The sequence below is a fragment of the Pseudomonadota bacterium genome (assembly GCA_016195085.1).
In the GTDB taxonomy this organism is placed as follows: domain Bacteria; phylum Pseudomonadota; class Alphaproteobacteria; order SHVZ01; family SHVZ01; genus JACQAG01.
In genome coordinates, this window is record JACQAG010000003.1 from 1 (window position 1) to 25907 (window position 25907).

At 66.8% G+C, this 25907-nt stretch carries 22 protein-coding genes; 6 read left to right on the forward strand and 16 right to left on the reverse strand.

The genetic code is table 11. The features are described from left to right. Nucleotides 1-129: 129 nt before the first annotated feature. Complete coding sequence (rnd, locus tag HY058_00575; GenBank protein ID MBI3495780.1) at nucleotides 130-1293, reverse strand: ribonuclease D; 1164 nt, start codon at nucleotides 1291-1293, stop codon at nucleotides 130-132. 152 nt (nucleotides 1294-1445) lie between these two features. Between rnd and HY058_00580 the strand changes: the two genes are divergently transcribed. Beyond that, nucleotides 1446-2120, forward strand: coding sequence for an SPOR domain-containing protein (locus HY058_00580; GenBank protein ID MBI3495781.1), 675 nt, complete (start codon nucleotides 1446-1448; stop codon nucleotides 2118-2120). 28 nt (nucleotides 2121-2148) lie between these two features. On the opposite strand, the gene HY058_00585 is transcribed toward HY058_00580, so the two are convergent. Both HY058_00585 and HY058_00590 read right to left on the reverse strand, forming a co-directional pair. Continuing rightward, complete coding sequence (locus HY058_00585; protein ID MBI3495782.1) at nucleotides 2149-2883, reverse strand: GGDEF domain-containing protein; 735 nt, start codon at nucleotides 2881-2883, stop codon at nucleotides 2149-2151. 191 nt (nucleotides 2884-3074) lie between these two features. Continuing rightward, nucleotides 3075-4043: a D-glycerate dehydrogenase gene (locus HY058_00590; GenBank protein MBI3495783.1), complete on the reverse strand. Its 969-nt coding sequence runs from the start codon at nucleotides 4041-4043 to the stop codon at nucleotides 3075-3077. A gap of 176 nt (nucleotides 4044-4219) precedes the next feature. On the opposite strand from HY058_00590, the gene HY058_00595 reads away from it, so the two are divergent. Beyond that, the gene (locus HY058_00595; GenBank protein MBI3495784.1) at nucleotides 4220-5062 is read left to right on the forward strand and encodes a cell envelope integrity EipB family protein; all 843 of its coding nucleotides are present in this window, start codon (nucleotides 4220-4222) and stop codon (nucleotides 5060-5062) included. Nucleotides 5063-5071: 9 nt separating this feature from the next. Here HY058_00595 and HY058_00600 read toward each other — a convergent pair whose 3' ends face one another. Both HY058_00600 and HY058_00605 read right to left on the reverse strand, forming a co-directional pair. Next, complete coding sequence (locus tag HY058_00600) at nucleotides 5072-6346, reverse strand: DNA polymerase IV (GenBank protein ID MBI3495785.1); 1275 nt, start codon at nucleotides 6344-6346, stop codon at nucleotides 5072-5074. Nucleotides 6347-6350: 4 nt separating this feature from the next. Then, entirely contained in the window at nucleotides 6351-7256 is a 906-nt protein-coding gene (locus HY058_00605) for an ROK family protein (protein MBI3495786.1), read from the reverse strand. 134 nt (nucleotides 7257-7390) lie between these two features. Between HY058_00605 and HY058_00610 the strand changes: the two genes are divergently transcribed. Then, on the forward strand, nucleotides 7391-7759 hold the full coding sequence (locus tag HY058_00610; GenBank protein MBI3495787.1) for a response regulator: 369 nt from the start codon (nucleotides 7391-7393) through the stop codon (nucleotides 7757-7759). Nucleotides 7760-7762: 3 nt separating this feature from the next. Further along, a complete protein-coding gene (locus HY058_00615; protein MBI3495788.1) occupies nucleotides 7763-9151 on the forward strand; it encodes a PleD family two-component system response regulator in 1389 nt (462 codons plus the stop codon). A gap of 18 nt (nucleotides 9152-9169) precedes the next feature. Here the strand turns inward: HY058_00615 and rpmG are convergent, their stop codons facing one another. Then, nucleotides 9170-9337, reverse strand: coding sequence for a 50S ribosomal protein L33 (gene rpmG / locus HY058_00620; GenBank protein MBI3495789.1), 168 nt, complete (start codon nucleotides 9335-9337; stop codon nucleotides 9170-9172). Nucleotides 9338-9555: 218 nt separating this feature from the next. Here rpmG and HY058_00625 point away from each other — a divergent pair, with 218 nt between their 5' ends. Both HY058_00625 and gmk read left to right on the forward strand, forming a co-directional pair. After that, complete coding sequence (locus HY058_00625; protein ID MBI3495790.1) at nucleotides 9556-10422, forward strand: YicC family protein; 867 nt, start codon at nucleotides 9556-9558, stop codon at nucleotides 10420-10422. A gap of 5 nt (nucleotides 10423-10427) precedes the next feature. Then, nucleotides 10428-11066, forward strand: a complete 639-nt coding sequence (gene gmk, locus HY058_00630; GenBank protein MBI3495791.1) for a guanylate kinase — start codon at nucleotides 10428-10430, stop codon at nucleotides 11064-11066. On the opposite strand, the gene rsmA is transcribed toward gmk, so the two are convergent. The 10 genes from rsmA to HY058_00680 all read right to left on the reverse strand — a co-directional run bounded on the left by rsmA (nucleotide 11063) and on the right by HY058_00680 (nucleotide 25830). Next, the gene (gene rsmA / locus HY058_00635; protein MBI3495792.1) at nucleotides 11063-12025 is read right to left on the reverse strand and encodes a 16S rRNA (adenine(1518)-N(6)/adenine(1519)-N(6))-dimethyltransferase RsmA; all 963 of its coding nucleotides are present in this window, start codon (nucleotides 12023-12025) and stop codon (nucleotides 11063-11065) included. The genes gmk and rsmA overlap by 4 nt on opposite strands. Beyond that, complete coding sequence (pdxA, locus tag HY058_00640; GenBank protein ID MBI3495793.1) at nucleotides 11916-12965, reverse strand: 4-hydroxythreonine-4-phosphate dehydrogenase PdxA; 1050 nt, start codon at nucleotides 12963-12965, stop codon at nucleotides 11916-11918. The genes rsmA and pdxA overlap by 110 nt, the downstream gene beginning before the upstream one ends. A 1-nt stretch (nucleotide 12966) precedes the next feature. After that, on the reverse strand, nucleotides 12967-14262 hold the full coding sequence (locus tag HY058_00645; GenBank protein MBI3495794.1) for a peptidylprolyl isomerase: 1296 nt from the start codon (nucleotides 14260-14262) through the stop codon (nucleotides 12967-12969). Between the two features lie 96 nt (nucleotides 14263-14358). After that, entirely contained in the window at nucleotides 14359-16560 is a 2202-nt protein-coding gene (locus tag HY058_00650) for an LPS-assembly protein LptD (GenBank protein MBI3495795.1), read from the reverse strand. A gap of 26 nt (nucleotides 16561-16586) precedes the next feature. Further along, entirely contained in the window at nucleotides 16587-17681 is a 1095-nt protein-coding gene (lptG, locus tag HY058_00655) for an LPS export ABC transporter permease LptG (protein ID MBI3495796.1), read from the reverse strand. A 7-nt stretch (nucleotides 17682-17688) separates the two neighbouring features. Then, nucleotides 17689-18810, reverse strand: a complete 1122-nt coding sequence (lptF, locus tag HY058_00660; protein ID MBI3495797.1) for an LPS export ABC transporter permease LptF — start codon at nucleotides 18808-18810, stop codon at nucleotides 17689-17691. Nucleotides 18811-18931: 121 nt separating this feature from the next. After that, nucleotides 18932-20737, reverse strand: a complete 1806-nt coding sequence (locus HY058_00665; GenBank protein MBI3495798.1) for a hypothetical protein — start codon at nucleotides 20735-20737, stop codon at nucleotides 18932-18934. A gap of 177 nt (nucleotides 20738-20914) precedes the next feature. Continuing rightward, on the reverse strand, nucleotides 20915-22060 hold the full coding sequence (locus tag HY058_00670) for a glycosyltransferase family 2 protein (GenBank protein ID MBI3495799.1): 1146 nt from the start codon (nucleotides 22058-22060) through the stop codon (nucleotides 20915-20917). Then, nucleotides 22057-23964 (reverse strand): hypothetical protein, encoded by a 1908-nt coding sequence (locus tag HY058_00675; GenBank protein ID MBI3495800.1) that lies wholly within the window; start codon nucleotides 23962-23964, stop codon nucleotides 22057-22059. The genes HY058_00670 and HY058_00675 overlap by 4 nt, the downstream gene beginning before the upstream one ends. A gap of 351 nt (nucleotides 23965-24315) precedes the next feature. Next, nucleotides 24316-25830 carry a hypothetical protein gene (locus HY058_00680; protein ID MBI3495801.1) on the reverse strand — a complete coding sequence of 505 codons (1515 nt, stop codon included), beginning with the start codon at nucleotides 25828-25830 and terminating at the stop codon, nucleotides 24316-24318. Nucleotides 25831-25907 lie beyond the last annotated feature (77 nt).

Sequence of the window (25907 nt, forward strand, 5' to 3'; positions counted from 1 at the left end):
GCTTGAATCACCAAGCTGGCGCCATGTCAAGTAATAGCCCTCTATCTACATGGACACAAAAGCAGCTGAAAAGCCGCAGACAGTCAAACAGCTCAAGCGCTTATCGCAAAACACAGGGTAAAGTTCGGACTAGGTGGTCTCGGTCGGCTTCAGGCGCACGAGCTGCAGGCGGCCGCCCTGGCCGGTGAGTGCGATGCGGCCGCGCTTCAGGGCGAGCGCATAGTCACCGAACACGGCGCGGCGCCAGCCGGTGAGGGCGGGGACCGCGGCATCGTCGACGGCGGCGATGGCCTCCAAGTCCTCGGCGCTCGCCACCAGCTTCTGCGCCACCTCGTGGGTCTCGCATTGCAGCTTGAGGAGCACCTTCAAGAGCTCCACCAGGGGCTGGCGCCCCGGGGGAACCGAGGGGCGCTCGCCTTCGGTGATCGCCGGCGGCGGCCGATCCCGTCCTTCGGCGATTGCCGTCAGCATGTCCTGGCCCAACCGGCTCTCGGCGAAACCGGTTGGAATCAGCCGGCAGCGCGCCAAGTCGGCGACGTTGGCGGGGGCCTGGGCCGCCACCTCCAGCAACACCTCGTCGCGCACGATGCGCTGGCGGGGCACGTTGCGGCGCTGCGCCTCGACCTCGCGCCAGGCGGCGAGCGATGCGAGCATCGCCAGGAAGCGCGGGTTGCTGGAGCGGGGCTTCAGGCGGCGCCAAGCGTGGCTGGGCTCGAGGCGATAGGTCTCCGGATTGCGCAACACCGCCAGCTCCTCGGCAAGCCAGGCCGCGCGGCCGCTCTCCGCCATGCGCAGCGAAAGCTTGTCGTAGATGGTCCTGAGGTAGGTCACGTCGGCCAGCGCATAGCCCAGCTGCCGCTCGGTCAGCGGCCGCCTCGACCAGTCGGTGAAGCGCGAGGACTTGTCGATGCGGGCGCCGGTGAGCTTGCCGGCAAGCGTCTCGTAGCTCACCTGATCCCCGAAGCCGCAAACCATCGCCGCGACCTGGCTGTCGAAGATCGGGCTCGGCACCTCGCCGGTCATGTGGAAGAAGATCTCGACGTCCTGCCGGGCGGCGTGGAAGACCTTCACCACATCGGCCGCCCGCAGCAGCTCTAGCAGCGGCGCGAGGTCGATTCCCGGTGCGAGCGCATCGATCGCATGCGCCTCCTCCGGCCCCGCCAGCTGCACCAGGCAGAGCAGCGGCCAATAGGTCTTGTCGCGGAGAAACTCGGTGTCGATGGCGACGAAGGGGGCGTTGCTGAGCCGGTGGCAGAGCGCCGCCAGCTCCGCATTGTCGGCTATGGGAGACATGGACGGAGAGCTATACAGCCATCCCCGGCAGGGGCAAAGCCGCCCGCTCCTGGCCACCGTCCCGCGCAACTTTCTGACCCATATTTGCCAATTGAAGAAAGTTCATTTAAAGTCCGGCGCAATTGGGGAGGGGCTGGCGCGTGCGCGGAGTGTTGGCACGAACTGCAATCGTCGTGGGGGGGCTGGCCGGCGTGAGCGGCTGTGGCGTGGTGCCGCCGATCGTCAGCATCGCCTCCTATGCGATCGATGGATTTTCCTTGGTGGCCAGCGGCAAGACGCTGACCGATCACGCTATTTCAGTGGTGGCTGCGAGCGACTGCGCGCTTTGGCGCATCTTCAGCACCGGCCCGATATGCGTGGAGGACGCCCAGATCGCCGCCGCCGACGCGGCCGCCTCGCCGTTCGTGCCGGCCGCGCCGCGGCAGGGCCGGGCCGGCGACGGCGACGGCGATGCCGATCCCATCCTGCTGGCCGCGCCCGCGCCAAGCGCATCTCCGCCGGCGGCCACCCAGCCGGAGCCGGCAAAACCGGCGACCCGGGTCGTGGGGCTGCACTATCTCGTGCTGGCCAGCTTCCGCGATGCGAAGCCGGCCGAACAGCTCGCCGACGTGCATCGCAATCTCGGCGCCTCGCTCAAGGAGGCGGAGGTCGATGGCAAGCGCTGGTATCGCGTCGTGGTCGGCCCGGCGCCGATCGCCCAGCTTGTGCCCGTGCAAAAGTCGATGGGTGGCGTCGGCATCGAGCGGCCATGGCTCGTGGGCGCCGGCGAGGCCGTCCCGGCACCGAACTTCACCACGCTTGCGTTGAATTTGAACGCCGGCCGCTAGCCGGAATCTTCACACTAAATTCAATAGATTAGTGTCCCGCGATCCGCCGCTGGCGGCTCGGCTTTTTCCGCTTGTCCCGGTAGAGCCCGGCATCCGCGTCCTGCAGCAGCTCATCGGGACGCTGCCCCGGGCGATAGGCGGCGACGCCGATGCTGGCCTGTAGCGGCAGAACCGTCCCCTGCCAGGCGATGAGCTGCCCGTTCAAGAGCTTCGAGAGGTCGCGCGCCCGGGTAAAGCCGCGCTCGGCGGTCGTCTCCGGCATGAGCACTGCGAACTCGTCGCCGCCGAGTCGGGCGACGCAGTCGCTGGGGCGGACATGGCCGTTCAGCATGGCGGCGGCATGGGCCAAGACCTCGTCGCCGGCCGCGTGGCCGTGGATGTCGTTGATCGCCTTGAAGCCGTCGAGATCGATCATCAGGAGCACCCCGCCCTTGCCGCTGCGCTTGGACTCGGCCAGCGCGCGCTTGAGCTCGATCATGAAGCCGCGGCGGTTCTTGATCTGGGTCAGCTCGTCGGTAACCGAGAGGCTTTCCAGATAGTCGATGCGCTGGCGCTGCTGCTCCAGCTTGCGCTCGGCCTCCTCGATCGCCCTCAGGGCCAGTTGGATGACGCCCTCGTCCAGCCGGGCCAAGGCCAGCCCGCTCGCCTCGGCGAGCTGGGTTGCGCGCCGGGCGAGCAAGCCGATATTGCGCGGCGTCTCCGGCGCCAGGGGGGCGCTCGCGAGGTCGACCGTCGTCTTGCTGCGTTTGCTGAAAACCGTCATCGCTGCCGTAACCATTCCCGTGGAGAGAGATCCCCTTGGGCTGGTGCCAGCAATGCCCGTGCCGCGGATAACTTATTGAAATCGCAAATGAACCCGTGGAGACAGGCGACCAGCGCTCGGCACTATTTGCCGACCCTTCAGAAACTGCCGAGTGCCCCTTCACGCCAAACTCGCCGCCGACTCGTCCCGGCTCAGACCACCCGGTCCGGCGGCTCGCGGCCGGCAAAGACCGCATCCAGATTGTCGAGCGCGCGAAAGCCCATCGCGTCCCGCGTCTCCCGGGTGGCGCTGCCGAGATGGGGCAAGAGGAAGGTGTTGGCGAGATCGCGGTAGCCTGGATGGATGCAGGGCTCGCCTTCGTAGACGTCGAGGCCCGCCGCGGCGATGCGGCCGGAACGGAGTGCCGTGATCAAGGCCTCGTCATCGACGATGCCGCCGCGGGCGGTATTGACCACGATGGCGCCCTCCGGCAAGAGCGCGATGCGCCTGCTATCCAGAAGCCGGGCGGTCTCGGCCGTCGCCGGGCAATGCAGCGATAGAAAATCGGCGTGACGCAGCAGCTCGTCCGGGTCGGCATGGAAGATGGCGCCCGCCTCCAGATCGGCCGGCAGCCGGCGGCGATTGCTGTAGTGCACGGTCATGTCGAAGCCGCGGGCGTGCCGGGCAACCGCGCGGCCGATGCGGCCCATGCCGAGGACCGCCAATCGCTTGCCGGTCATGTGGGTGCCGAGCATGCCGGTGGGCGCCCAGGCGCCCCACCGGTTCTCGCGGACCAGGCGCTCGCCCTCATGCGCGCGCCGCGCCGCCCCCAGCATCAACAGGATCGCCACGTCCGCCGTGGCATCGGTCAGGACATCCGGGGTGTTGGTGACCAGGAGCGACCGTGCCCGTGCCGCCGCCACGTCGATGTGGTCGTAGCCGACGGAGAAGGTGGCAATGGCGCGGATGCTCAGGGGCAGCCTCGCCAGGGCCGCGGCATCGAGCCGTTCGGTCGGCGTGACCAGCAGCGCATCGGCGTCCTGAGCCAGCGCCGGCAGCGCGTCCGGCTGGATCAGCTCGTCGGCGGGATTGAGCCTGGCGTCGTAATCGCGGCTGAGGCGGCGCTCGACCGCTTCGGGCAATCTTCGGGTGACAAGCACGGTCGGCTTGGTCGATGGCATGTCCGGTTCTTGGCTGTGGGAACGGTGATGGGGGGGATCGATGCCCCGATACTACCGTGCCAAAGTGAAGCATGACATAATCCTGCGACGATGGATCGCGCCACCAATGCGGGTATCAAGGGTTGAGGATCGCTGCCTCCGACCCCCGCCAGAGGGCACGATCGGAGGATCATTCGATGGTGCATTGGGCTCATCCAGCCGGAAGACGGGTCGGTCCCGTCGTCCTCGGCCTGCTCCTAGCCGTGCCGCTTGCCGTGGCCGCACCTCCGGCCGTCGCGATCGACATCATGCCGCATCGGGCCCTCTACAGCCTGTCCCTCGGAGCCGCCAAGAGCGCCAGCGGCGTCGCCGACGCCCGCGGCTCGATGCTGCTCGAATGGGGCGATAGCTGCGATGGCTGGACCATCGAGCAGCGCTACAAGCTGACGGTCCTCTACACGGAAAACGGCGAAGCCGAGCTCTCCGTCAGCTTCACCACCTGGGAAAGCAGGGACGGTCTGCGCTACCGCTTCTTCGTGCGCAAGCTCAGGGACGGCGACGTCACCGACGAGTTGCGTGGCCGGGCGTCGCTGAGCGGCCCGGGCGAGGCCGGCTCGGCCGCCTTCACCCAGCCCGAGCAGCAGGAGATTCCGTTGCCTGCCGGGGCCATCTTCCCGACCGAGCACACGATTGAGATCATCCGCGCGGCCGAAGCGGGCAAGCGGTTCCTCTCACGCAGCGTCTTCGATGGCGGCGAGCTCGAGGGTCCCTCGGAGATCACCGCCGCCATCGGCGGTCGGCTGCCTGCCGCCGCACCCGATGCGGTGGCGCCGGCGAAGGCCGAGCCGTTCAAACGGCCGTCCTGGCCGGTCCGTCTCGCCTACTACAAGCAGGGCAGCAACGGTTCCGAGCCCGACTACGAGGTCGGGATGCGGCTTCACGACAATGGCGTCGCCGATGGATTGGCTCTCGACTACGGCGATTTCTCGGTCAAGGCGCGCCTGACCGAGATCGAGGCGTTGCCGCGCCCGAGCTGCTGAAACCCGTCCTCAACGCCGGAAGCGCGTGGGTGGGGCGAGCCCGCGCCCCTTGCCGATGGCGCCGTCTCCGTGCTTCGCCCTCAAGACGTCCATCGTCTGCTCGGCCCGCGCTCGCTTCGCCTGCGCCGCATCGAAGAGACTGGGCGGGTCTGCCGCATCGGCGGGCTGCATATCGTCGGTGCCGATGCCGATGAGCCGGTAACGCGCGCCGTCGGCGGCCCGCTCGAGGAGCGGCAGTGCGGCGCGGTAGAGGGTGTCGGCAAGCTGCGAGGGCGCCTCCAGCCGGTGCTGACGGGTGATGATGCGAAAGCCGTCCGTCTTGAGCTTGAGGGTGACCACGCTGCCGGCAAGCTCCGCCTCCTTCAGCCGATGCGACAGGCGTTCGGCCAGATGCCAGAGGCGGCGGGAGAGCTCGGCCATCTCGGCGATGTCCTCATCGAAGGTGGTCTCGACCGAGATGCTCTTGGTCTCGCGGTCGGCGACGACCTGGCGATCGTCGATGCCGCGGGCGAAGCGCGCCAGGCGGCGGCCGATCGATCCGTAGCGCCGGGCGAGATCCTCCTCCTCGCGGTCCTGCAGCTGGCCGATGGTCGCGATGCCGTCGCCGGCCAGGCGTCGGCGCAGCTTCTCGCCGACCCCCCAGATGAGCCCGACCGGCCGCGGCGCCAGGAACGATCGCGCCTCCTCGCGGCCGATGACGCCGAAGCCGCGCGGCTTGTCGAGATCGGAAGCGACCTTGGCCAGGAACTTGTTGTAGCTGAGGCCGATCGAAACGGTGATGCCGATCTCCCGCTCGATCTTGAGCGCCAGCAGCGCCAGCGTGCGGGCCGGGATGCCGCCATGCACCTCGACGGTGCCGGTCATATCGAGGAAGGCTTCGTCGATGGAAAGCGGCTCGACCAGCGGGGTCGTCGTTTCCATCATCCGACGCACCCGATGACCCACGTCTTGATAGTGATCCATGTCGGGAGGGATGACGACCGCCTCCGGGCAGGCCTTGAGCGCCTTGAACATCGGCATCGCCGAGCGTACGCCGTAGATGCGCGCCACGTAGCAGCAGGCGAGAACCACGCCGCGATGCCTGCCGCCGACGATGACGGGCCGGTCGGCAAGGTCGGGGTGCCGCTGCTTCTCGCAGCTCGCATAGAAGGCGTCGCAATCGATATGCGCGATCGACAGGCGACCCAGCTCGCAATGGACGATGGCGCGCGGCGAACCGCAGGACGAGCAGCGGCCGGTCGGCTGATCGTCGAGGCGGCCGCAGTCCCGGCACAGCGCCGTCATGCTTTCACCCTCGCTCCATCGGCCAAAGCCACGCCGCCCCGCGCACGCCGCTCGAATCGCCGTGCAGCGGCGGCACCAGCCGCGTCCGTGCATCGTCGGAGAACAGATGGCGCTGCCAAAGCGGCGGCACCGAATGATAGAGCCGCTCGAGCCGAGAAAGGCCGCCGCCCAGCACGATCACCTCCGGATCGATAATGTTGATGACATGGGCCAAGGCCCGGGCAAGCCGCTCCTCGTAGCGCAAGAGCGTGGCCTCGGCCGCCTCGTCGCCCGCTTCGGCAGCCGTGACGATCGCCTCGCCGCTGAGGCATTGACCGGTTGCGGCCTCGTGGTCGCGCACCAGTGCGGGACCGGACAGAAACGTCTCGATGCAGCCGAGCTGGCCGCAATAGCAGCGCCCGCCCGGCCGCTCTGCCTCGGTCGCCCAGGGCAACGGATTGTGGCCCCATTCGCCGGCAATCGCGTTCGCCCCCGTGACCGGTCTGCCGCCGATGACGATGCCGCCCCCCACCCCGGTGCCGAGGATCACGCCGAAGACCGGGTCGGCGCCGGCCGCCGCCCCGTCGGTCGCCTCGGAGACGGCAAAGCAATTGGCGTCGTTGGCCAGGCGCACCGGACGGTCGAGGGCCTCGGCCAAGTCGCGATCGAACGGCTTGCCGATGAGCCAGACCGAGTTGGCGTTCTTGATGAGCCCGGTCTTGGGCGAGATCGCACCTGGAATGCCGACCCCGACGCTGCAGGTCTGCCCGAGCTCGGATTCCACTTCGCGGACCAGGCCCACGACCGCCGCGACGGTCCGTTCATAGCTTCCGACCGGGCTGGGGCGCCTGCGTCTCAGGCGGACCCGGCCATCGTCCTCGAGGAGGATTACCTCGATCTTGGTTCCGCCGAGGTCGATGCCGATACGCAAAATAGTTCCCCTATTCAGGTGCTGGCCAAGGCCAATTCACGGCCGAGGATATGGTTCCACTTTCCCGCAGCCTCGGCTAGGATCACCATGACCTTTCCAGCCTCTGCCGCAGCGGCCCTTTGACCACCGGATCAATGACCCAGAAGACCGTTCTCATCGTCGAGGACAATGAGCTGAACATGAAGCTCTTCAACGACTTGTTGGAGGCTCATGGGTACAATGTAATTCAAACACGGGACGGATTGGAGGCGCTCAAGCTGGCAAGGCAGCACCACCCGGATCTGATCTTGATGGACATTCAGCTGCCCGAGGTCTCGGGGCTGGAAGTCACCAAGTGGCTCAAGGAAGATGATCGACTGAAATCAATCCCGGTCATCGCCGTCACGGCATTTGCCATGAAGGGCGATGAGGAGCGGATTCGCGACGGCGGCTGCGAGGCCTATATCGCCAAGCCGATCTCGGTCGCCACCTTCCTGCAGACCGTGCAACGTTTTCTCAGTTAGCCCATGCCGGGACGCGTTCTCGTCGTCGACGACGTCACGCCCAACGTCAAGTTGCTGGAGGCGAAGCTCGGCGCCGAGTACTTCGAGGTGCTGGCGGCGAGCAATGGCGCGGAAGCGATCGAGATCGCGCGCAAGGAAGCTCCCGACATCATCCTGCTCGACATCATGATGCCGGGAATGGATGGGTTCGAAGTGTGCCGGCGCCTCAAGGCCGATGCCGCCACCCAGCATATTCCCATCATCATGGTCACCGCCTTGAGCGACGTTGCCGATCGGGTGCGCGGGCTTGAGGCCGGGGCCGACGATTTCCTCACCAAGCCGGTCCGAGACATCGCGCTTTTCGCCCGGGTGCGCTCGCTCGTTCGCCTGAAGATGCTCATGGACGAGTGGCGTTCGCGCGAGCAGACCTCCGCCAGCTTCGGCGTGCTGCCGCCCGATCCCATCCTCCAGGAGGAGGACTACGGCCGGGCTCGGGTGCTCATCTGCGAGGATAGCCCGATCGAGATCACCAATATGCGCGAGGTTCTGTCGCGCGACGGCAATCAGCTCGCCTTCGTCGCCAGCATGCGCCAAGCGCTCGAGGCGATGGCGCGGCAGGACTTCGACCTGGTGGTGGCGGAGCTCAACGTCGGCGAGGACGACGCGCTGCGGCTGTGCTCGCAGCTTCGCTCCAACGAGCCGACCCGGCACACGCCGATTCTGCTGATCGGCGAAGAAGAGCAGACCCAGCGCCTGACCAAGGGTCTCGACCTCGGCGCCAACGACTACGTGATCAAGCCGATCGATCGCAACGAGCTGTTGGCGCGGGTGCGCACGCAGCTTCGCCGCCGGCGCTATCAGGACCGGCTGCGCGCCAACTATCAGCGCAGCCTTGCCGTCGCCCTCATCGATCAGCTGACCGGCGTCTACAACCGCAACTATCTGCTGATCCACCTCTCAGGCCTGATGCAGCGCACGATGGCGAGCGGCAAGCCCTTGGCCATGCTGCTGGTGGATGTGGACTACTTCAAGCAGGTGAACGACACCCACGGGCATGCCGCGGGCGACCAGGTGCTGCGCGAGCTGGCGACCCGGATGAGCCATTTCACCCGCAACTTCGACACGGTCGCGCGCTATGGCGGCGAGGAGTTCGTGGTGGTGATGCCGGACACCAATCCGGACCTGGCGATGCTGGTGGCCGAGCGGCTCCGCCAGCGTATCGAGGACGTGCCGGTGATCCTGCGCGACACTGGGGCCGCGGTCACCGTTTCGGTGAGCATCGGAGTGGCGCACGCGCTCGGCACCGGCGACACGCCCGACGAGCTGGTCAAGCGCGCCGATCAGGCGCTCTACGCCGCCAAGCGCCAGGGGCGCAATCGCGTCCGGCTGTTCCAGCCTTCGACGGCAGCCTAGGCGCCGCCTCGTCCGACCCTATTTAATCTTGGCTTCCTTGAACGCGACGTGCTTGCGCGCGATCGGGTCGTACTTCTTGAATTCGAGCTTTTCCGTGCTGTTACGCGGGTTCTTCTTGGTCACGTAGTAGAAGCCCGTGTCCGCAGTGCTCTGCAGCTTGATCAGAATCGTGGTCGGCTTGGCCATGGGTGTCGCTCTCAGCCTCGGTCCGGAGGCGCTGGAGAATAGCCAGGGCCGCCCTCCTGTCAAGCTTTGGCCCCGGCCCATGCCGCAGCCGGGCCGGATTCCCGTGGCATTCGAAAGCCCTGGGCGTATATCCGTGGCCGCGAGCCCTGTATAGTCTCGCCCGCTTCGATCGCACCAATCGGCTCAAGGATCCGCCTCCCCCCGTGTCCGTCGCCAGCATGACCGGATTTGCCCGCGCCGAGGGAACCGCCGCCGATCTCACCTGGGTCTGGGAATTGAAATCCGTGAACGGCCGCACGCTTGACGTGCGCTGCCGGCTGCCCCCCGGGCTGGACCGGCTGGAGCCGGTCGTGAGAGCGGGAATCGGCAAACCGCTGAAGCGGGGCAATGTCTCGGTCAACCTCGCCATCCAGCGCGCCAGCGGCCAGGCGCCGCTCGCCATCAACCGGGCGGCACTCGACCGGGTGCTGGCCTTGCAGAGCGAGCTTTCCGGCCTCGTCGACTCCGCGCCTCCGCGGCTGGAAGCCCTCCTCGCGGTTCCTGGCGTGGTCGAGCGCGGCTCGGGAGACGGATTGGCCGATCCGGGACTGGATCGGGAGCTGGTCGAGGGGTTCTCGCGCGCGCTCGCCCAGCTCGTCGGCGCCAGGCTGGAGGAGGGTGCGCGCCTCGTCGTCGTGCTGAATGGCCAGCTGGCGGAGATCGAGCGGCTGATGACGGCGGCCGGCGCCTTGGTCCAGCAGAAGCCGGAGGCGATGCGCGAGCGCCTTGCGAGCCAGCTGGCGCAGCTCTTGGAGGCGAAGCCGCCGGTCTCCGAAGAACGGCTGGCGCAGGAATTGGCGCTGCTCGCGGTCAAGGGCGATGTGCGCGAGGAGCTGGATCGCCTGGGCTCGCACCTGGCCCAGGCGCGTGAGCTCCTGGCCGCTGGCGGGGCGGTCGGCCGGCGCCTCGATTTCCTCTGCCAAGAGTTCAACCGCGAGGCCAATACGCTCTGCTCGAAATCGACCGAAGTCGGGTTGACGCGCTTGGGGCTCGACCTCAAGACCGTGATCGACCAGCTGCGCGAGCAAGTGCAAAACCTCGAGTGACGCGGATGCCCGGCTTCGCCATCTCACGACGCGGCTTGATGCTGGTCTTGTCCTCGCCCTCGGGGGCGGGAAAGACCTCGATTGCGCGTCGGCTGCTGGCATCAGACCCGGCCATCCAACTCTCGGTCTCGGTGACCACGCGCCCGAAGCGCCCTGGCGAGGTTGCCGGCAAGGACTACCATTTCATCGAGCGAACCGAATTCGACCTGATGGTGAATCGACGCCAGCTCTTGGAGCACGCCAAGGTGTTCGACCATTACTACGGCACGCCGCGGGCTCCGGTGGAGGCGGCCCTGGCCTCGGGGCGCGACATGCTGTTCGACATCGACTGGCAGGGCACGCAACAGCTGGCGCAGAACGCCCGCGACGACTTGGTGAGTGTCTTCATCCTGCCGCCGTCGACGGCAGAGCTCGAGCGCCGCCTGCTCGCCCGCGCGCAGGACAGCCCGAGCGTCGTCGCCCGTCGCATGGCCAAGGCCTCCGATGAAATGAGCCACTGGGCCGAGTACGACTACATCATCCTCAACACCGAGCTCGAACGCAGCGTCGCCAGCGTCCTGACGATCCTTTCCGCCGAACGCCTGCGCCGGCAGCGACAGATCGGCCTGACCGATTTCGTGAAGGGGCTGCGCGAGGGGCGTTAGGGTGCGGCCGCCGCCTTCCGCCGCGCCTCCAGACCCCGCGCCAGCCGGCAGAACTGCTCGACCGACAGCATTTCCGCCCTGAGCGTCGGCTCGATGCCGGCGGATGCCAGCAACGCCTCCGCATCGCCGAGGGCGCGCAGGCTCTGCCGCAGCATCTTGCGGCGCTGACCAAAGGCGGCGGCCGTCACCGTCTCCAGCAGCTCTTGATCGGCTGCCGCGGCCGGCTTCGAAGGCGGGCGGAGCTGGACCAAGGTGGATGTGACCTTGGGCGGAGGGGTGAAGGCGCGCGCCGGGATATCGAAGAGCTGACGCACCTCGGCCCGCCATTGCGCCAGAATGGATAGCCGCCCATAGGCGCCGGTGCCCGCTCGGGCGGCGAGCCGCTGCGCCACCTCCTTCTGGAACAAGAGGGTCAGGCTCTCGAAGGCATCGATGTGGCCAAGCCAGCCGATCAGCAACGGCGTTGCCACGTTGTAGGGAAGGTTTGCAACGACGCGCCGCGGAGCCGGGCCAAGGGCGGCAGCGTCCACGGCGAGCGCGTCGCCCTCGATCAGGCTGAGCCGGCCATGCGCGGCCTCGACCAAGGGCGCCAGCGCCGCGATGGCGCGCCGGTCGCGCTCGATGGCAACGACCCGTGCGGCGCCGGCAGCGAGCAGAGCGCGGGTCAGCCCCCCGGGGCCGGGCCCCACCTCGATGGTGGTGCCGGAGCCGAGATCGCCCGCAGCCCGCGCGATCCGGCCGGTCAAGTTGAGGTCGAGGAGAAAATTCTGTCCGAGCGCTCGTCTGGCGCTCAACCCATGCTCGCGAATGACTTCGCGCAGCGGCGGCAGCTTGGCGAGCGCCTCGCGCTCAGCCTCGGATGGCGACACGCGGCCTGTGCTCGACCGAAGCCTGCCCACGACGGCGGTTTTCCGCCATCGAGGCGGCCAAGCGGATTGCCGCAAGCAGGCTCTCGGCATTGGCAGTGCCGGTGCCGGCAATGTCAAAGGCGGTGCCGTGATCGGGGGAGGTGCGCACGAAGGGCAATCCCAGCGTGACGTTGACGCCGCCAAAGAAATCCAACGTCTTCAACGGGATGAGCGCTTGGTCGTGATACATGCACAAGGCCGCGTCATAGTGCCGGCGGGCCTCGGCATGGAACATGGCGTCGGGCGGCAACGGCCCCATGGCGTCGATGCCGTGACGCTGCAGCTCGGCCACCGCCGGGGCGACGATGTCGATGTCCTCGCGGCCCAGCGCGCCGCCTTCGCCGGCGTGGGGATTGAGGCCGGCGACACCCAGCCTGGGCGCCTCGATCCCAAAGCTCAGCCGGAGACCCTCGGCGGCAATCCGGCCGATCTCGACGATCTTCCGGGTCGTCAGCGATTGGATCGCTTGGCGGAGCGACACATGGATGCTGACCGGCACCACCCGAAGCTCGGGAGAAGCCAGCATCATCACCGGGGTCGGCGGGGTTCCCCCGGGCGCCGCGAGCTCGGCCAGGTATTCGGTGTGCCCGGGATGGCGAAAGCCCGACTGGTACAGCACCTGCTTGTTGATCGGGTTGGTTACCATCGCCGCCGCAACCCCGGCGGTGACAAGGTCCACGGCGCGGGCGATCGAGGCCAGCACCGCGGCGGCATTCTGAGGGTCAGGCCGGCCGGGGACGGAGGGACGCGCCAGCGCCAGCGGCAGGACCGGCAGGGCTCGAGCGAAAACCGCATGGGCGCGCTCGGGCGCCTCGATCGCCTCCACCGAAGCGGCCATTCCGGTTCGACGCGCCAGATCTGCCAACCGCGCGGGGTCGTCCAAGACGAAAAACACCGGCAGGTCCGGCGTTCGTCGCAGCCATGCCTTGAGCGTGATCTCGCCGCCGATCCCGGCGGGCTCGCCCATGGTGACGGCGAGCGGCAGCGCCATATCAGCCGCGCACATCCAGAAATGCGCCGCGGCGCAGATCGCGCATATAGCGCCGCACGATGACGCTGAGCTTGCCCCTAAACAGCTGCTCGTGGACGTCGTCGCGACTCGGCGCATTGGAGGATGCCGCGCTGCGTTCGCACACCATGAGCACGGCCACACCCGTCGGCATGCGCACGGCGGGGCTGACCTTGCCGGGCTTCAGATCCGCGACAACGGCCCGCAGTCCGGGGTTGAGCTCGCCGATCTTGAACCGACCGAGCGCGCTCGGCGCCGGGGATTTTGCGGCTTCCGCCAACCGATCCATGTCCTCGCAGCTCTTCGCTTGTTGGGCGATGGCCTCAACCTCTTTGCTCTTCGCCTCGACCGCCTCCGGGCCGCTGCTGGCCTCGACCGGCAGCAGCACCTGCGTGAGGCGCACGACGGCGTCATCGGGTTGTGCTGCGAGGATCGTCCGCTGGTCGCGCAGTTGAACAATTTGGAAGCCGTTGAGGGTGCGGATCGGATTGGACACCTCTCCCGGTTTCATGTCGTGCAGCGCCTGCATGATCACCGGCTCGATCTGGTCCTCCAGGATCCAGCCGACCTCGCCGCCGATCGCGGCGCTTGCGGCGGCGGACATCTGCCTTGCCACGGCGGAGAAGTTCCCGCCGCCGCGAATCTGCTCGGCCAGCTGCTGCGCGCTCTGCCGGACCTCGTCTTCGCGCCGAGGTTCGTCCACGGGCAGCAGGATCTCCGCGATGTTGTATTCGGGAAGGTTCTGCGAGCGCTCGATATTGGCTATGACCTCGTCGACCTCGTCCTCGCCGACCTGGACCGAAGGGGTGAGCTGCTGCCGCACCACCTTCGTCCAAGCGACGGACGCGCGCAGCTGGGTCATCACCGCATTCTTGTCGAGGCCTCTGTCCGCCAGCATGGATTCGAACGAATCCGCGGCCATGTTGTTGGATCCCTCGATCCGGTGCACCGCGTCGGTCAAATCCTGCTCAGTGACGGCGATATTGAGACGTTTTGCCTCCTGCAGTTGCAGACGCTCGTCGATCAGGTTGCGCAGCACCTGCAAGGAAATGCGCTGACGCTCCTGGCGGGTGTCGGGTATGCCGCTGGTCACCATCACCAGCCGCAGTCGGCTATCCAGGTCGCGCGCGGAGATGGCTTCGTCGTTGACGACGGCGGCGATCCGGAGCTCATCCTGCGCGCCGGCGTCGCGCGGCGGGATCCCGGCCAGCAGCAGGGCGCCCAGAACCATCGCCTGGCCATATCGGCCGGTACAAATGCCAAGTCTTCGGGCGCTCATGAGCGCGGCTCCCTCTTCGGACAAGCGGTCCCTCCTACGAGACTGGTAGCTCTCGGCGGCAATCGAGACAACACTTTCGTTTTGGCCCCGTCGGGTTCAGTTCCCGATTGCCGGACCGCGCGCGTCGACTTCGCCCAGATACTTGAAATACATCCGGAAGAACAGCGTGTTGTCGGGCTTGAGCGTGCCGTTGGTGGTGAACCGGCGGCTGTAGTCGACGGCGAAGACGAAGCACTCGTCCGAATAGGCGATCCTGAGGGCCAAAGCGCGGGTCTGGCCTTCGGCCGCCGTCAGGTCGCGCACGATCGAGCCCGAGGTGGACCAGTACTGGCCGAGGCGCAGGCTGGCGCTTGTGGAAATCTCGCGGACCTGGTTGAGGGTCGGTAGGTCCGCGTTGCGAGCCGCCTGGACATAGGTAACCGCCAGCCTGAAGGAGCTGGGGCCGCCGACGACGGCAACTTCGTTGCGGCGGAACGCGAGATTCTTGCGGTCCAGGCGGAAGCGATAGGCGAGGTCGAGATAGCTGCTGGGCGAGACGATGAGCCGGCCGACATAGTCGGAAAGGTTGCCATAGGCGCCGGTGCCGAGGGTGAATGCGGGATCGCGCTGCAGGCTGTAGCTTTGACCGAGGAAGAACGAGCTCCGCGCGCCGCCGTCGCCGTAAAGCCCGAAGTCGGCTCCGTAATCAATGCGTTGACCGGTTGCCAGGCGGTCGGTCCCGGCAAAACGGTTCGGCCGGAAGAGGTTGGTGTCGTCGAGCTCGAAGGCGAGGCTGTCCTCGTTTGGTATCTTTGCTGGGTTGCCGCCGACCGGTGCGGCCACGAACTGCGCGATCGGCTCGATGACCTCGCGCAGCCCGCCGCCGCTGCGCACCCAGGGATAACGCCAATTGAACGCCAGCTGCGGCATCGCCCGGCCGGTCGCGCCATTGAGGCTCGGGCGTGCCGAGCCGGATGGGTTGGGCACGTCATTGACGTAATAGGCATCCGTATAGAGGAACGCGGAGAGGCTATAGATCTCTCCCGACGGTGCCGTATAGGGCAGCGACCAGCCGCTGGTGAGCCCCAATCGGCGGCTGTCGGCGCCGACGTCGCGGCTGAGCGACAATGCGTTGGCGTTCACGGTGAACCGTCCGCCATAGGGATCGGGCTGCCCCTGGAAGGAATACAAGGCGTAGGGAGCCACGAGCGGGGTCTGGCTGCGATTTTGGTTGGCGCGCAGATCCTCGAAGGCAAAGGCGTTCACCGCCGCATAGTTGCGGTCCTGGAAGCCTTCGGCGAAGGCGCGGCTGGTGAGCACCTCGGGATTGCCCAGGCGGTAGCGGGCGAGATACAGCCGGTCGGTGGAGCGCTGCACCTGCATTCCGGCGCGCCAGATGTCGTTGATGTCCATGCGCGCCAAGGCGTCGACATTTCCTTGGAAATTCTTCGAGCCGATCTTGACGCCGTTCTCGCGCTCATCGACCCACGCGCCGCTGCCTTTTAGATCGATGTCGGCATTGCCGAAGCGCTGGCGGTATTGGCCGATCAGCATCGATCCGTCCGCGGTGTAGATGACGGGCTCCAGCATGACGTCGCGATTGAGATCGAGCCCCCAGTAGTAAGGGACCCCGATAATCTCGCCGACATCGCTGCCGCGGGCGATCCGCGGCGCCAGGATGCCGGAGCGCTGCCGGACGGTCGGATCGGGGTGGCGGAAATAAGGCAGGTAGGCGACGGGTATGCCGAACATCTCCAGAGTGGCGTCGTCATACTCGATGTCGCGCGCCTCCTCGTCGTGGACGATCCTGACCGCCTTGATCTGCCACAGGGGCGGCGCGCTCGGATTGTCCGGGCAGAGTGCGCAAGGGGAAAAGACGCCGCGGCTCATCTCCTTGCGGTTGCCATCGACCCGCCTTGCCATGTTTCCGGCGAGGCGGCTGTTGTCGTTGAGGAGCGCGCGTATGTTCTGGATGATGCCGTCGCGCATATTGTCGGTGAGCTCGAGATAGTCGGCGAACAGCACTTCGCCGGTCGGCTCGAGCAGGCTCACATGGCCGGAAGCGGTCACCGTGTCGGTCTTCTCGTTGTAGCTCACGGTATCGGCCAGCAGAACGCGATCGCCCTGGGAAATCTCGACGCTTCCGGTCGCCGCGACGGCGCCCAGCTCCTGATAGTGCGTCACCTGGTCGGCGCTGAGCAGGACCGGCAGGTTGAGATTCTGCGGCGCCAGCCGCAACTGCGGCGTCGGGATGTTCAGCCGCTGCGCTTCAGCGGATACGGTCGTCAGGACCCAAGCAAGGCACGCGGTCGCCAGCAACCTCCCGATCCACCCCCCCATCGGGCTCATCCGTCTTCGACGTGCAGCAAGACGGCGAGGCCGAACAGCATCGCCACGGTCGCCGGCGTCCAGGCCGCCAGCTCCACCGGCAGGCGCGCCGACAGGCCGAGGGCAAATACCAGATCGGACAGGAAGTAGATGAGAAAGCCGGTGAAGATACCGGTGGCGGCGACCGCCAGGGTCCCGCCTCGGCGGATCATGCGCAGCGAGAACACCGCGGCGATCAGCACCATGGCCGCGAGCAGGGCTGGGCTCGCCAGCAGCGAGTGCAGGTATAGCCGGTGCCGCGTCCCCGAGAAGCCCGCCCGCTCGAGCACGTCGATGAACGCCGGCAGGTCCCAGAACGACATGGTCTCGGGCGCAGCGAAGCTGTCCTGGATGTTCTCGACGGTGAGATCGGTCACCAGATTATAGTGGTCGTGATGCACCGGGGGATGGTCGCCCAGCACGATATCGGCGTCGTCGATCAGCCAGTACCCGCCATCGAGACGCGCCTGCTTGGCATCGATACGCCCGATATAACGGTCCTGGCCCTCGAACAGATAAACCGTGATATCGAACAGCTGCATATTCTGCTGGGCCACCCCCTGGGCGTGGACGATCGAGTGGTCCGGGCCATTTGCCTGCCGGAGCCACAGGCCGGTCTCGGAGACGGCGAGCAGGCTGGTGCGGCCGCGGAAGATCTGGCTCTCCAGCGCCTCGTAACGCTGGGTCATGACGGAGGCGACCGGATTGAAGATCGTCATCCGGAACACGCCGATGAGAAGCGCCACCACCAGCGCCGGAAACAGGAACTGCCAGACCGATACGCCGGCGGCCCGGGCGACCACCAGCTCCTGGGTTCGGGTCAAGCGCCAATAGGTCAGCATCGCGCCGAACAGCACCGCAAATGGCAGCATGGTTTGCGCGGTGTTCGGCAGCTTCAACAGCGCCATCTCGATGTTGACCGCGAAGCTCGCCTGCTCGCGCGTGGCGGTACGGCGCAGCAGCTCGATCAGGTCGAAGACGAAGATCAGGGCCAAAAGCGAGGTGAACACCGTGGCGAAGGAGCTGAAGAACCGCTTGCCGATATAGGTGGTGAGGGTCTTGGAAAGACGCATTGGCGCGCTATTCCGCCGGAACCGGCTCCGCCACCGTCCGGCGGCGGCGGCGCGGCGCCAGGATGAGGTAGACGCTGGCGATGCTGGGCAGGATCACGCTCGCATACATGAGCGGCACCATGCCGAGCTCGCGCGTGGCGAGATGGGTGGCGCCGAGATTGAGCGCCTGGCTGGCGATCACGGCCAGAACCGCGCCCAGGATGCGGTCTAGCTGACCGCGTCGATTGAACTCGCCGGTCAAGAGCGCGGCGAGCGCGATGAGCGCGTAGGAGAGGCAGAAGAGGGGCGTGACGATCCGCTGATGCGCCTCGGCGATGAACTTGTTGTACATCGTGGGATCGGTCTGCGGCGAGACATCGGGGCTGAGCAGCTCGCCGAGGAAGCGCTCCCTGGGCTCGCGCCAGCGCAGAGCGGCGGAATTCGGCTGCAATCTGCCGAGGTCGACGATGTAGCGGTCGAAGTAGAGCACGCGGGCAGAGCTGCCCTCGCGCTGCTCCTGCCGGTTGCCGTTGATCAGGAGTACGCGCGGGCCTTCGGCGGTCCGCACCAGCGCGCCCCGCTCGGCGACCATCGTCACCGGCGCCCGCTGGTCGCGTCCGTCATAAACCAGCAGGCCCACGAGCTCGCCCGACTCCGAGCGCTGGCGCACATAGACCGTGAGGTTCTCCGATATCGTGCTGAAGACGCCCTCGCGCAGGATGGCGTTCGTGTATTCGTTGCGGATCTGATAGGTCAGCTCCTTGAAGCCGCCATGGGACAAAGGCGCGACGTAGAGGCTGAGCACGTAGCCGATGAGGGTCGCGCCCAGCGCCACGATCAAGGCGGGCAGCGCCAGCGTGCCGGGCGACACGCCCGAGGCGCGCATGACCACGAGCTCGCTATCCATGGTCATCTTGTTGTAGGTGAACGCGACGGCGGAAAACGTCGCCACCGGCAGAACCAAGGAGAAAAAATCCGGAAGCAGCAGCACCGCCATGTAGAGAAAGGTCGAGAGCGGAACGCCGCGGTTGACGATGTAGTCGATGAACCGCAACGCCTGAGTGAGCCAGATGGCGCAGGTCACCGAAGTCAGCACGAACAGGAGCGCCGTCAGCATCTGATACAGCGGATAGCGAATCATCCAGCGCACGGCGTGCTCCACAATATCAAGGCGGGGGCGCGACCCCAACCCGGGCGCTAAGCTACACTAGCCCTCGCCGGTCCGCCTCAACAATGGCCGTTGCGGCCGATCCGGCCGGAATGCGGCCGGCTCACGCGGCGGTCGCGGGCGCCCTGATGCGAAAAGCCGGCAGGCGAATCGTCGCAGTCGTGCCGCTTCCTGGCGAGCTCTCCAAAATCAGGTCGCCGCCATGGCGCTCCATGAGCCGCTTGGCGATCGGCAGTCCGAGCCCGGTTCCCGGCGTCTGTCGGCGCTGGGCGCCGGGGACCTGGCCGAACGGCTCGAGGGCGCGTTTGACGTCCGACGGCGATATACCGATGCCGGTGTCCTTCACCACGATGCTGGCGCCGCCATGCAGGTCGATGGCCGCCGAAATCGCGATCCGCCCGCCGGCCGGCGTGAACTTGATGGCGTTGAATAGGAGATTGAGGATGACACGCCCGATCGCCTCGGCATCGACAGCGACAAGGAATGGCGGCGCCGGCGGGGTGACTTGGAGCGTGAGGTTGCCCGCTCTGAGCTGGGGCTCCAGGACCGTGCAGCAGTCCCGGATCAGGGCCATCGGGTCATGCAGCGCTTCCTCAAGGTCGTATTTTCCGGCTTCGATCTTGGCAATGTCGAGCAGGTTGTTGACTAGGCCGAGGAGGCGCGACCCAGCCTCCGCGATGGTGCCGGCAAATTCGATGTAGCGCGGCTCACCGATCGGCCCGCAAGTCTGCTGACGGATCATGTCGGCGAAGCCAAGCATGGCATTCAAGGGCGTACGCAGCTCGTGGCTGATCGTCGCCACGAAGCCCGACTTGGCGTTGCTGGCGGCCTCGGCGCGCCGACGCGCCGCCTCCGCCGCCTCATGTGCGGCGGCAAGCTCGCGCTCCCAGACTTCGCGTACGCCGAGCATGCGCCATAGCAAGAACACCACCGCCCAGGTGGCGACGATCGCCACCGCCACCAGCACGGCGCCGTCGCGCGCGGCGATGCGCCATTCGGAGAGGATGGCGCTCTCCGACATCGAGACCGTGAGCACCAGCGGCAAGTCGCGAAACAGGCGGATGCTGACGACCCGCCCGAAACCGTCGATGCTATCGAAGGTTCGGAAGGTCCCCGATCGGCCGGAGGAAACATATTCGCGGAATAGCGGCTCGTCGGCGATCGACGATCCGATCAGCGCATCGAAGCTCGGATGCCGCGCCAGCAGCCGGCCGTCTCGAAGGAACAGGCTGACCACGCCCTTCGCCTGCACGTCGATCGAGCGGTACAATCTCTGGAAATACTCGGCATTCAGGCTCCCGATGATCACGCCGGCAAAATGCGACTCGCGGGTCTCCAGCCGCCGGCTCACTCCGATCGTCCAGTCGCCGGGCTGCGCAGACAGGATCAACAGTCCGACGAAAAGCCCATGGGCCGGGTCGGCGCGGTGGACGGTGAAGGCTTCGAGATCCGCGTAGTTTCGCTTCGGCGGCGTATAGGACTCGCCGCTGATAAGCACGCTTCCTGCCGCATCGGTCATCTCGATCCGCTGCAATGTCGGCGACATGCGCTGGATCTGCGAGAGTTGCGCCTGCGCCCTGACGAGGTCGCCAGGAAAGGTGATGCCGGGCGTCGTCGGGTCATCGTCGAGCGCTCTGAGGCCGAGATCGAGGCGGGTGAAGGTTTGGACGGCGTGCTCTTCAAGGGCCTCGGCCAATGTCTCGGTGGCGCGTCCGGCATCGGTCAGCGCGCGCTCTTGGGCGCTGCGCAGGTCGAGGATGAGGAGGCTCATGATGGCGAGGTTGGTGGCGATGCCGAGCGCCACGATCAACCAGCGCAGCTTCGCCGCCGATCGCACCTGAAGGAGGCCAGGCGTCCCCTCCTGGCGCGCACTCCTCGTCGGCGCGGCGTCCTCTCGATTTGCGTACATCTGGTGGCACCGGACCGACACGAACGGGCCCTGGCGCTTGCCCCCTCAATCCCCTGACGAGCTCCCTGGAAGAGCCCCGAAGCGGCCAATCTTGTCTAATTATTCGGCCATTGCCTAGCGCGGCTGGGCTCTCGCGGTCGCCGGGCGTTCATCCGGCGTTTATGTCAAGCGACCGCCTCAGTGCCGGCGAGCGTTCCAGGTGAACAGCGAGGTGAGCGCAAAGTTCCATAAGGCTCCCACGCTCGCTCCGGCGAGACCGGCGATCCACCATGACCCGGTCCGCTCGAACAACTGATCGGCGACGGCGACGCTGGCAACGGCACCGATGCTGCATACCAGGGCAAAGGAGCCAAGGCCGCGGAGCATCGCCCAGCCGCGAAGCCTCCGGTCGCTGTAGGTCAGCCAATTGTTGAGGAAGAAGTTGGAAACCATGGCGACGCCGGTGGCGACGGCTTGCGCCCAATCGAAGCCGAGCGTGGTGGCAAGCAGAACCGCCTTCAAGCTCACGAGATGGACGGCAAGGCCCGTCGCCCCGACCATGGCGAAGAGCACCAACCGGACCGGCACGAAGCGCCCGATCAGCTTGTCGGCGAGGAGAACGAAGTACTCGTAGATGACCAGCGCGTCGAGCTTGCTCTCGCCGTGGCGACGCTCGCGGAACTCATAGGGGAGCTCGTGTACGGCAAGCGGCCTTTCGGAGGCCGCGAGGATGTCGATGAGGATCTTCCAGCCGACGCCCGTCAGGCGACCGACGACGGCATCGAACACCTCGCGGCGGAGCATGAAATAACCGCTTGCGGGGTCGCTGAGCTCCGCCTTCAGGATCGTGCGGCCGGCGCCGGCAGCGGCCCGGCTCATGAACCGGCGCCAAGGCGAGAGACTCGTGCCGCTTCCGCCGGCGATATAGCGGCTGCCGACGACCACGTCAGCCGCCCGGCTTTGCAGGATCTCGAGCATGCGCGGCAGCATCGCTTCGTCATGCTGCAGATCGGCGTCCATGACCGCCACGAAGGGTGCCGAGCTCGCGAGGATCCCTTCGATGCAGGCAGAGGACAGTCCTCTGCGGTCGATGCGCTTGAGGCAGCGGATTTGCCGATCGCGCTGCGCGCGCGAGCGGATGTGCTCGGCGGTTCCATCGGGCGAATCGTCGTCGACGAAGATCACTTCCCATGCGGCGCCGGCAAGCGCCGCGCCGAGCCCGTCGAGCAGCGGATCGATGTTGGCGCGCTCGTTGAACGTCGGAATGACGATGCTGAGCTGGAGAGCTCCATCTTCGGCTTGGTTGGATCGAGTTGCGGCGACGGATCGCACGAGTGCGGTCATGAGCTGGGAGCGACGGTCGACTGCTGCCGATCGCAAAACGGTTCCGTCGGAAACTGCGCCATCCAGTCCCTACCGAGCCCGATGGTATAAGGCGAACGCGCCGTGATGGTCCAGCCGCCGGCGCCGTGCTCCAGCATTACCGCCTCGGGACCATCGGAGGCCAGCCCTATCCGGGCAGCACAGGTGACGATCGCCTTCTCGATACCGCGCGCCGGAAGCTCGGCGAGCGCTTTCGCCCCGCCTTCGCTGACGAGGGTAAATGCCAGCTCGCTGCGGCGCGGCGCGGTCAGCGCCAGGTAGCCGCGCAGATTGAGCAGCACCGTTCCATTGTCTCCAGGCGCGATCAGCGCCACCTGGTCGCCGTCGCGGAGCCGCTCGGCAAAGCGCTTGGCGAGGTCCCACAGCACCGGTTGCGGCATGGCGAGATCGAAGCGCACTTTCTTCAGGAAGATCAGCGGCGCCAGGAGCGTGACGGCGACCGCGAGCCGAGCCGCCCACGGGCTGACGCCCGGCCTGAGCCGGATCGGATAGGCCCGGTAGAACTCGCGAGCGCCTAAGGTCAGCGCCAGCATCATCAGCAACGACAGATGCGAGTTATAGCGGAAATAGGAATGCGCCTGGCGCCCGTCATCGTCGCCGAAATGCGCGACATAGGTGAAGACGAGGAAGGCGTTGAAGGCGAGAAAGGTGATCAGCACCAGCGCCAGTGCGCGCGATCCCTCCGACCACTCGCGTCGTCGCCGCCAAAGGAGAAAGCCGAGGGGCCCGGCTGCGATCAGGCAAACGAACAGGAACGACCGGTGCAAGATGATCGAGCCCATGCTGGCGAGGATTTCGGGGATGGCATCGGATTGCCACTCCGAGAGCGGCAGGAGCTTGAGCTCGCTTTCATGGAAGTGGCCGAACACGTAGATCCGCCAGAGCGCGTAGAACAGGGCCGCCGGCAGCATGGCGAGGCCGAGGTGGCGCCAGGCCCGCAGTGTTTGGACGCGCGGGTCGGCGAGCGCCAACAAGCCAAGACCGCCGGCAAGACTCCCGAACAGCGCGACGTTTGACTGGCGAATGTTGATGAAGGCGAGGAGGACCGCGCTCATCAGCCAGAGCTCGCGAGCCGCCGATCGCCGCTCCGCCCAGGCATCAAGAGCCCGCAGGCCAAGCCAAGCTGCGAGTGCCAGCGTCACCTCGGTGGTGGGCTCGCCCATGCTCGCCAGCGCCACTTTCGGCATGAATCCGGGATTGGCAAGAGTCGTCAACGCAAGTCCGAACGCCAACGCCACCCAGCCGGGCGGGCCCTGCGAGGCCTCAGGCGTGAGCAAGCGGGCAAGGAGCAGGGCGAAAGCGAGCTGGGCGAACACATTGAAATGCACGAGGCCGCCGGCGGGAAGGCCCGGCGTGATCAGGGAGGCGAGAAAGACTTCGAGCTGTTGGTTATAGGGGAGCGCCGGGAAGATCGAGATCGTCGCCACCGCATCGCGATCGGGCAACGCCGCGTGATCCACCAGAAAGGCCGCATTGGGCAGGAGATTGAGGAAGGTGTCGGGCAGGGCCGGACGCACGGTGATGATGATCGCCAGGAGCGGCAGCGCCAGCACGACCAGGCGGCCGAGGGCGGCCAGGTCAGAGGATCCGGGCCGCATGCCCGGAGCGGCGAGCGTCGCCATCGCCGCCCCGACCAGGGCCCATGCCGGCAGCTCCATCGACCAGGGCACGGCGATGCCCCAGAGCGTCAGCACCAGGCAGGCGATCCCCCAGCCGGCGAAAAGGCGCACCTCGAGCCGGACGGACGCGGGCGCGACGCCGCCGCCCAAAAGGGCAAGGACGGCGGTCGCAAACACGCTACCGGCGAAGGCCCAGAGATCGGCCAAGCTCGGCAGCAGCAGGGCGAGGAGCTGTGAGGTCGGCATGGTCCCTAGGAGGAGAGGTCGGCAACCCGTCGCCCCTGGCCGGCGGCGGCTTCTGCCGGCCCAGGATTCGCATCGAAAGCCCGGACTGATGGGTTCCGGGGCAGGGGAGGCTCCAACGGGAGCGTTGCTTATACGAGGCTAGGCCGGCTGTCCATGCGCGTCCGCACGCAGATCTGGCCAGCCAGCCCGATGCAGCCTGCTTTGCCATGCCGGCCGGTCTCGGATGCGCGATCACTGCCGGGCAAAGCCGCGATCCTGTTAATCTTCCGGTTGAATTCGCCGGCGCGTGGCGAGCGGCATCGCCGTCGAAGCGATTCGATCGCCTGGCGATTCTGGCGCACGCAAAAGCGCTTACCGCCGCGTCAGCCGATAGAGCTTGAATCTCGGCTGCTCGAAGATCGCTTCGATCCCCTCGCTGCGGGCGAGCACGAACGGGTCGTGATCGAGGAGGCAGATGTAGTCGAACTGCGCCAGCGCCGCCATGAGCTCTGGGCTCAGCACCGCTCCCCGCACGAGGCTGTCCCAAACGAAATCCGGTCGTACCGCATCGGCGAGCGCCTGGCTGGCAGGAGCGAGCCGCACGGGCTGTTGCGTGGGTGCGGCGAACAAGGTTGGAACGAGCGCATCCTTCGCCGTGACCCACTGCGTCGGCAGGTGCAGGATCGGCACCGTTCCGGTGCGCAAATGTGCCGCCGATGGCGGGAATCCCACGGCGACACGGCTTCCCGGAAGGACGAGCTCGAATGCCGGCGACAATGCCGCATAGATCCGGTCCGCATGCCGCCAGTGCTCGATGATGACGGCCATGCGCGTGACGAAGAGTAGGCTGGCGCCAGCGAAGATGAGCTGCCGCATCGCCCGCGACATCGCCTCCGTCGGCTCGCTCGCCGCGACCAGCGCCAGAACCAGCACGATGGGAATGCGCCGATCGACGTTGGCGGCCGTCATCATCATGCTCGGCATCAGGAGGTAAGCCGCGGTCAGCGCCGCCAAGGGCGCGATCATGGCCGGGGCGATGCGGATCAGGCCTTTCCAGCAGCCGACGGCGAAGGCGGCGAGCAGCAGGGCGAAGCTCGCGACGTCGAAGGCGCGGTTGTAGTTGTCGAGCACGGTGAAGATGAGGTCGAGTTTCCTCGAGGGATTGGCAAACACCCACGCGCCCTCGCCATGGGGCGAGAGCATGAAGAGGATCAACGGCGGGATTCCCGGCGCCGCCGCAATCGCCAGGCTGCGCAGAATTGCCGCCCATCCTCGGTTCGGCTCGCGCACGATCCGACCGAGCTCATAGCCCAGGACCAGGACGGCATAGACCGCGAAGGCGAAGAGATGGGCAAAGTAGAGGGCAACGCCAAAAGCAGTTGAGATCAGGATCTTCAACAACGCCCAGCGCCTGGTTTCGGGCACGGATATCCAGATGGCGAAGGCGAGGAGGCATAACCCTGCGCCGAACAGATAGTTGAGTAGACCGAGGAAGAGGATGCGATCGTAGAGGAACAGGAACGCGATCAGCGGCCAGAGCGAGGAGCGGCGCCAGAGCGCCCGGTGCAACAGCATCGATCCGCCGGCAAGGAGGGCGAAGGCGGCGCCAATGAAGGCGCGACCGGCCCACTCGAGCGGCATGAGCCGGGCGAGGCCGGGCACCACCAGATCCATGGCCAGGTTGGCAACCGGCTGCCAGTTCACCTCATAGAAACGCTGCAGTGCGGCTGAGGAGGGAAGGCTCGCCAGCACATGCATGCGGGCGAGGTGGTTGGGATAGTCCTGAATGGGCAAGGTGCGCACGAGCGCCAGCGGCGCCAGCGCCAGGCAGAGCGCGGCAAGGAAGCAGGCGATCGCGAGCAGCGCATTGCCGGGATCCCCGGACAAAGGTGTTGGCGTTCGGATTGGTTCGGTGCCTGGCTTCAATATTCGCATCCGCAAGTTCGGGCCCATCCAAACGCCGC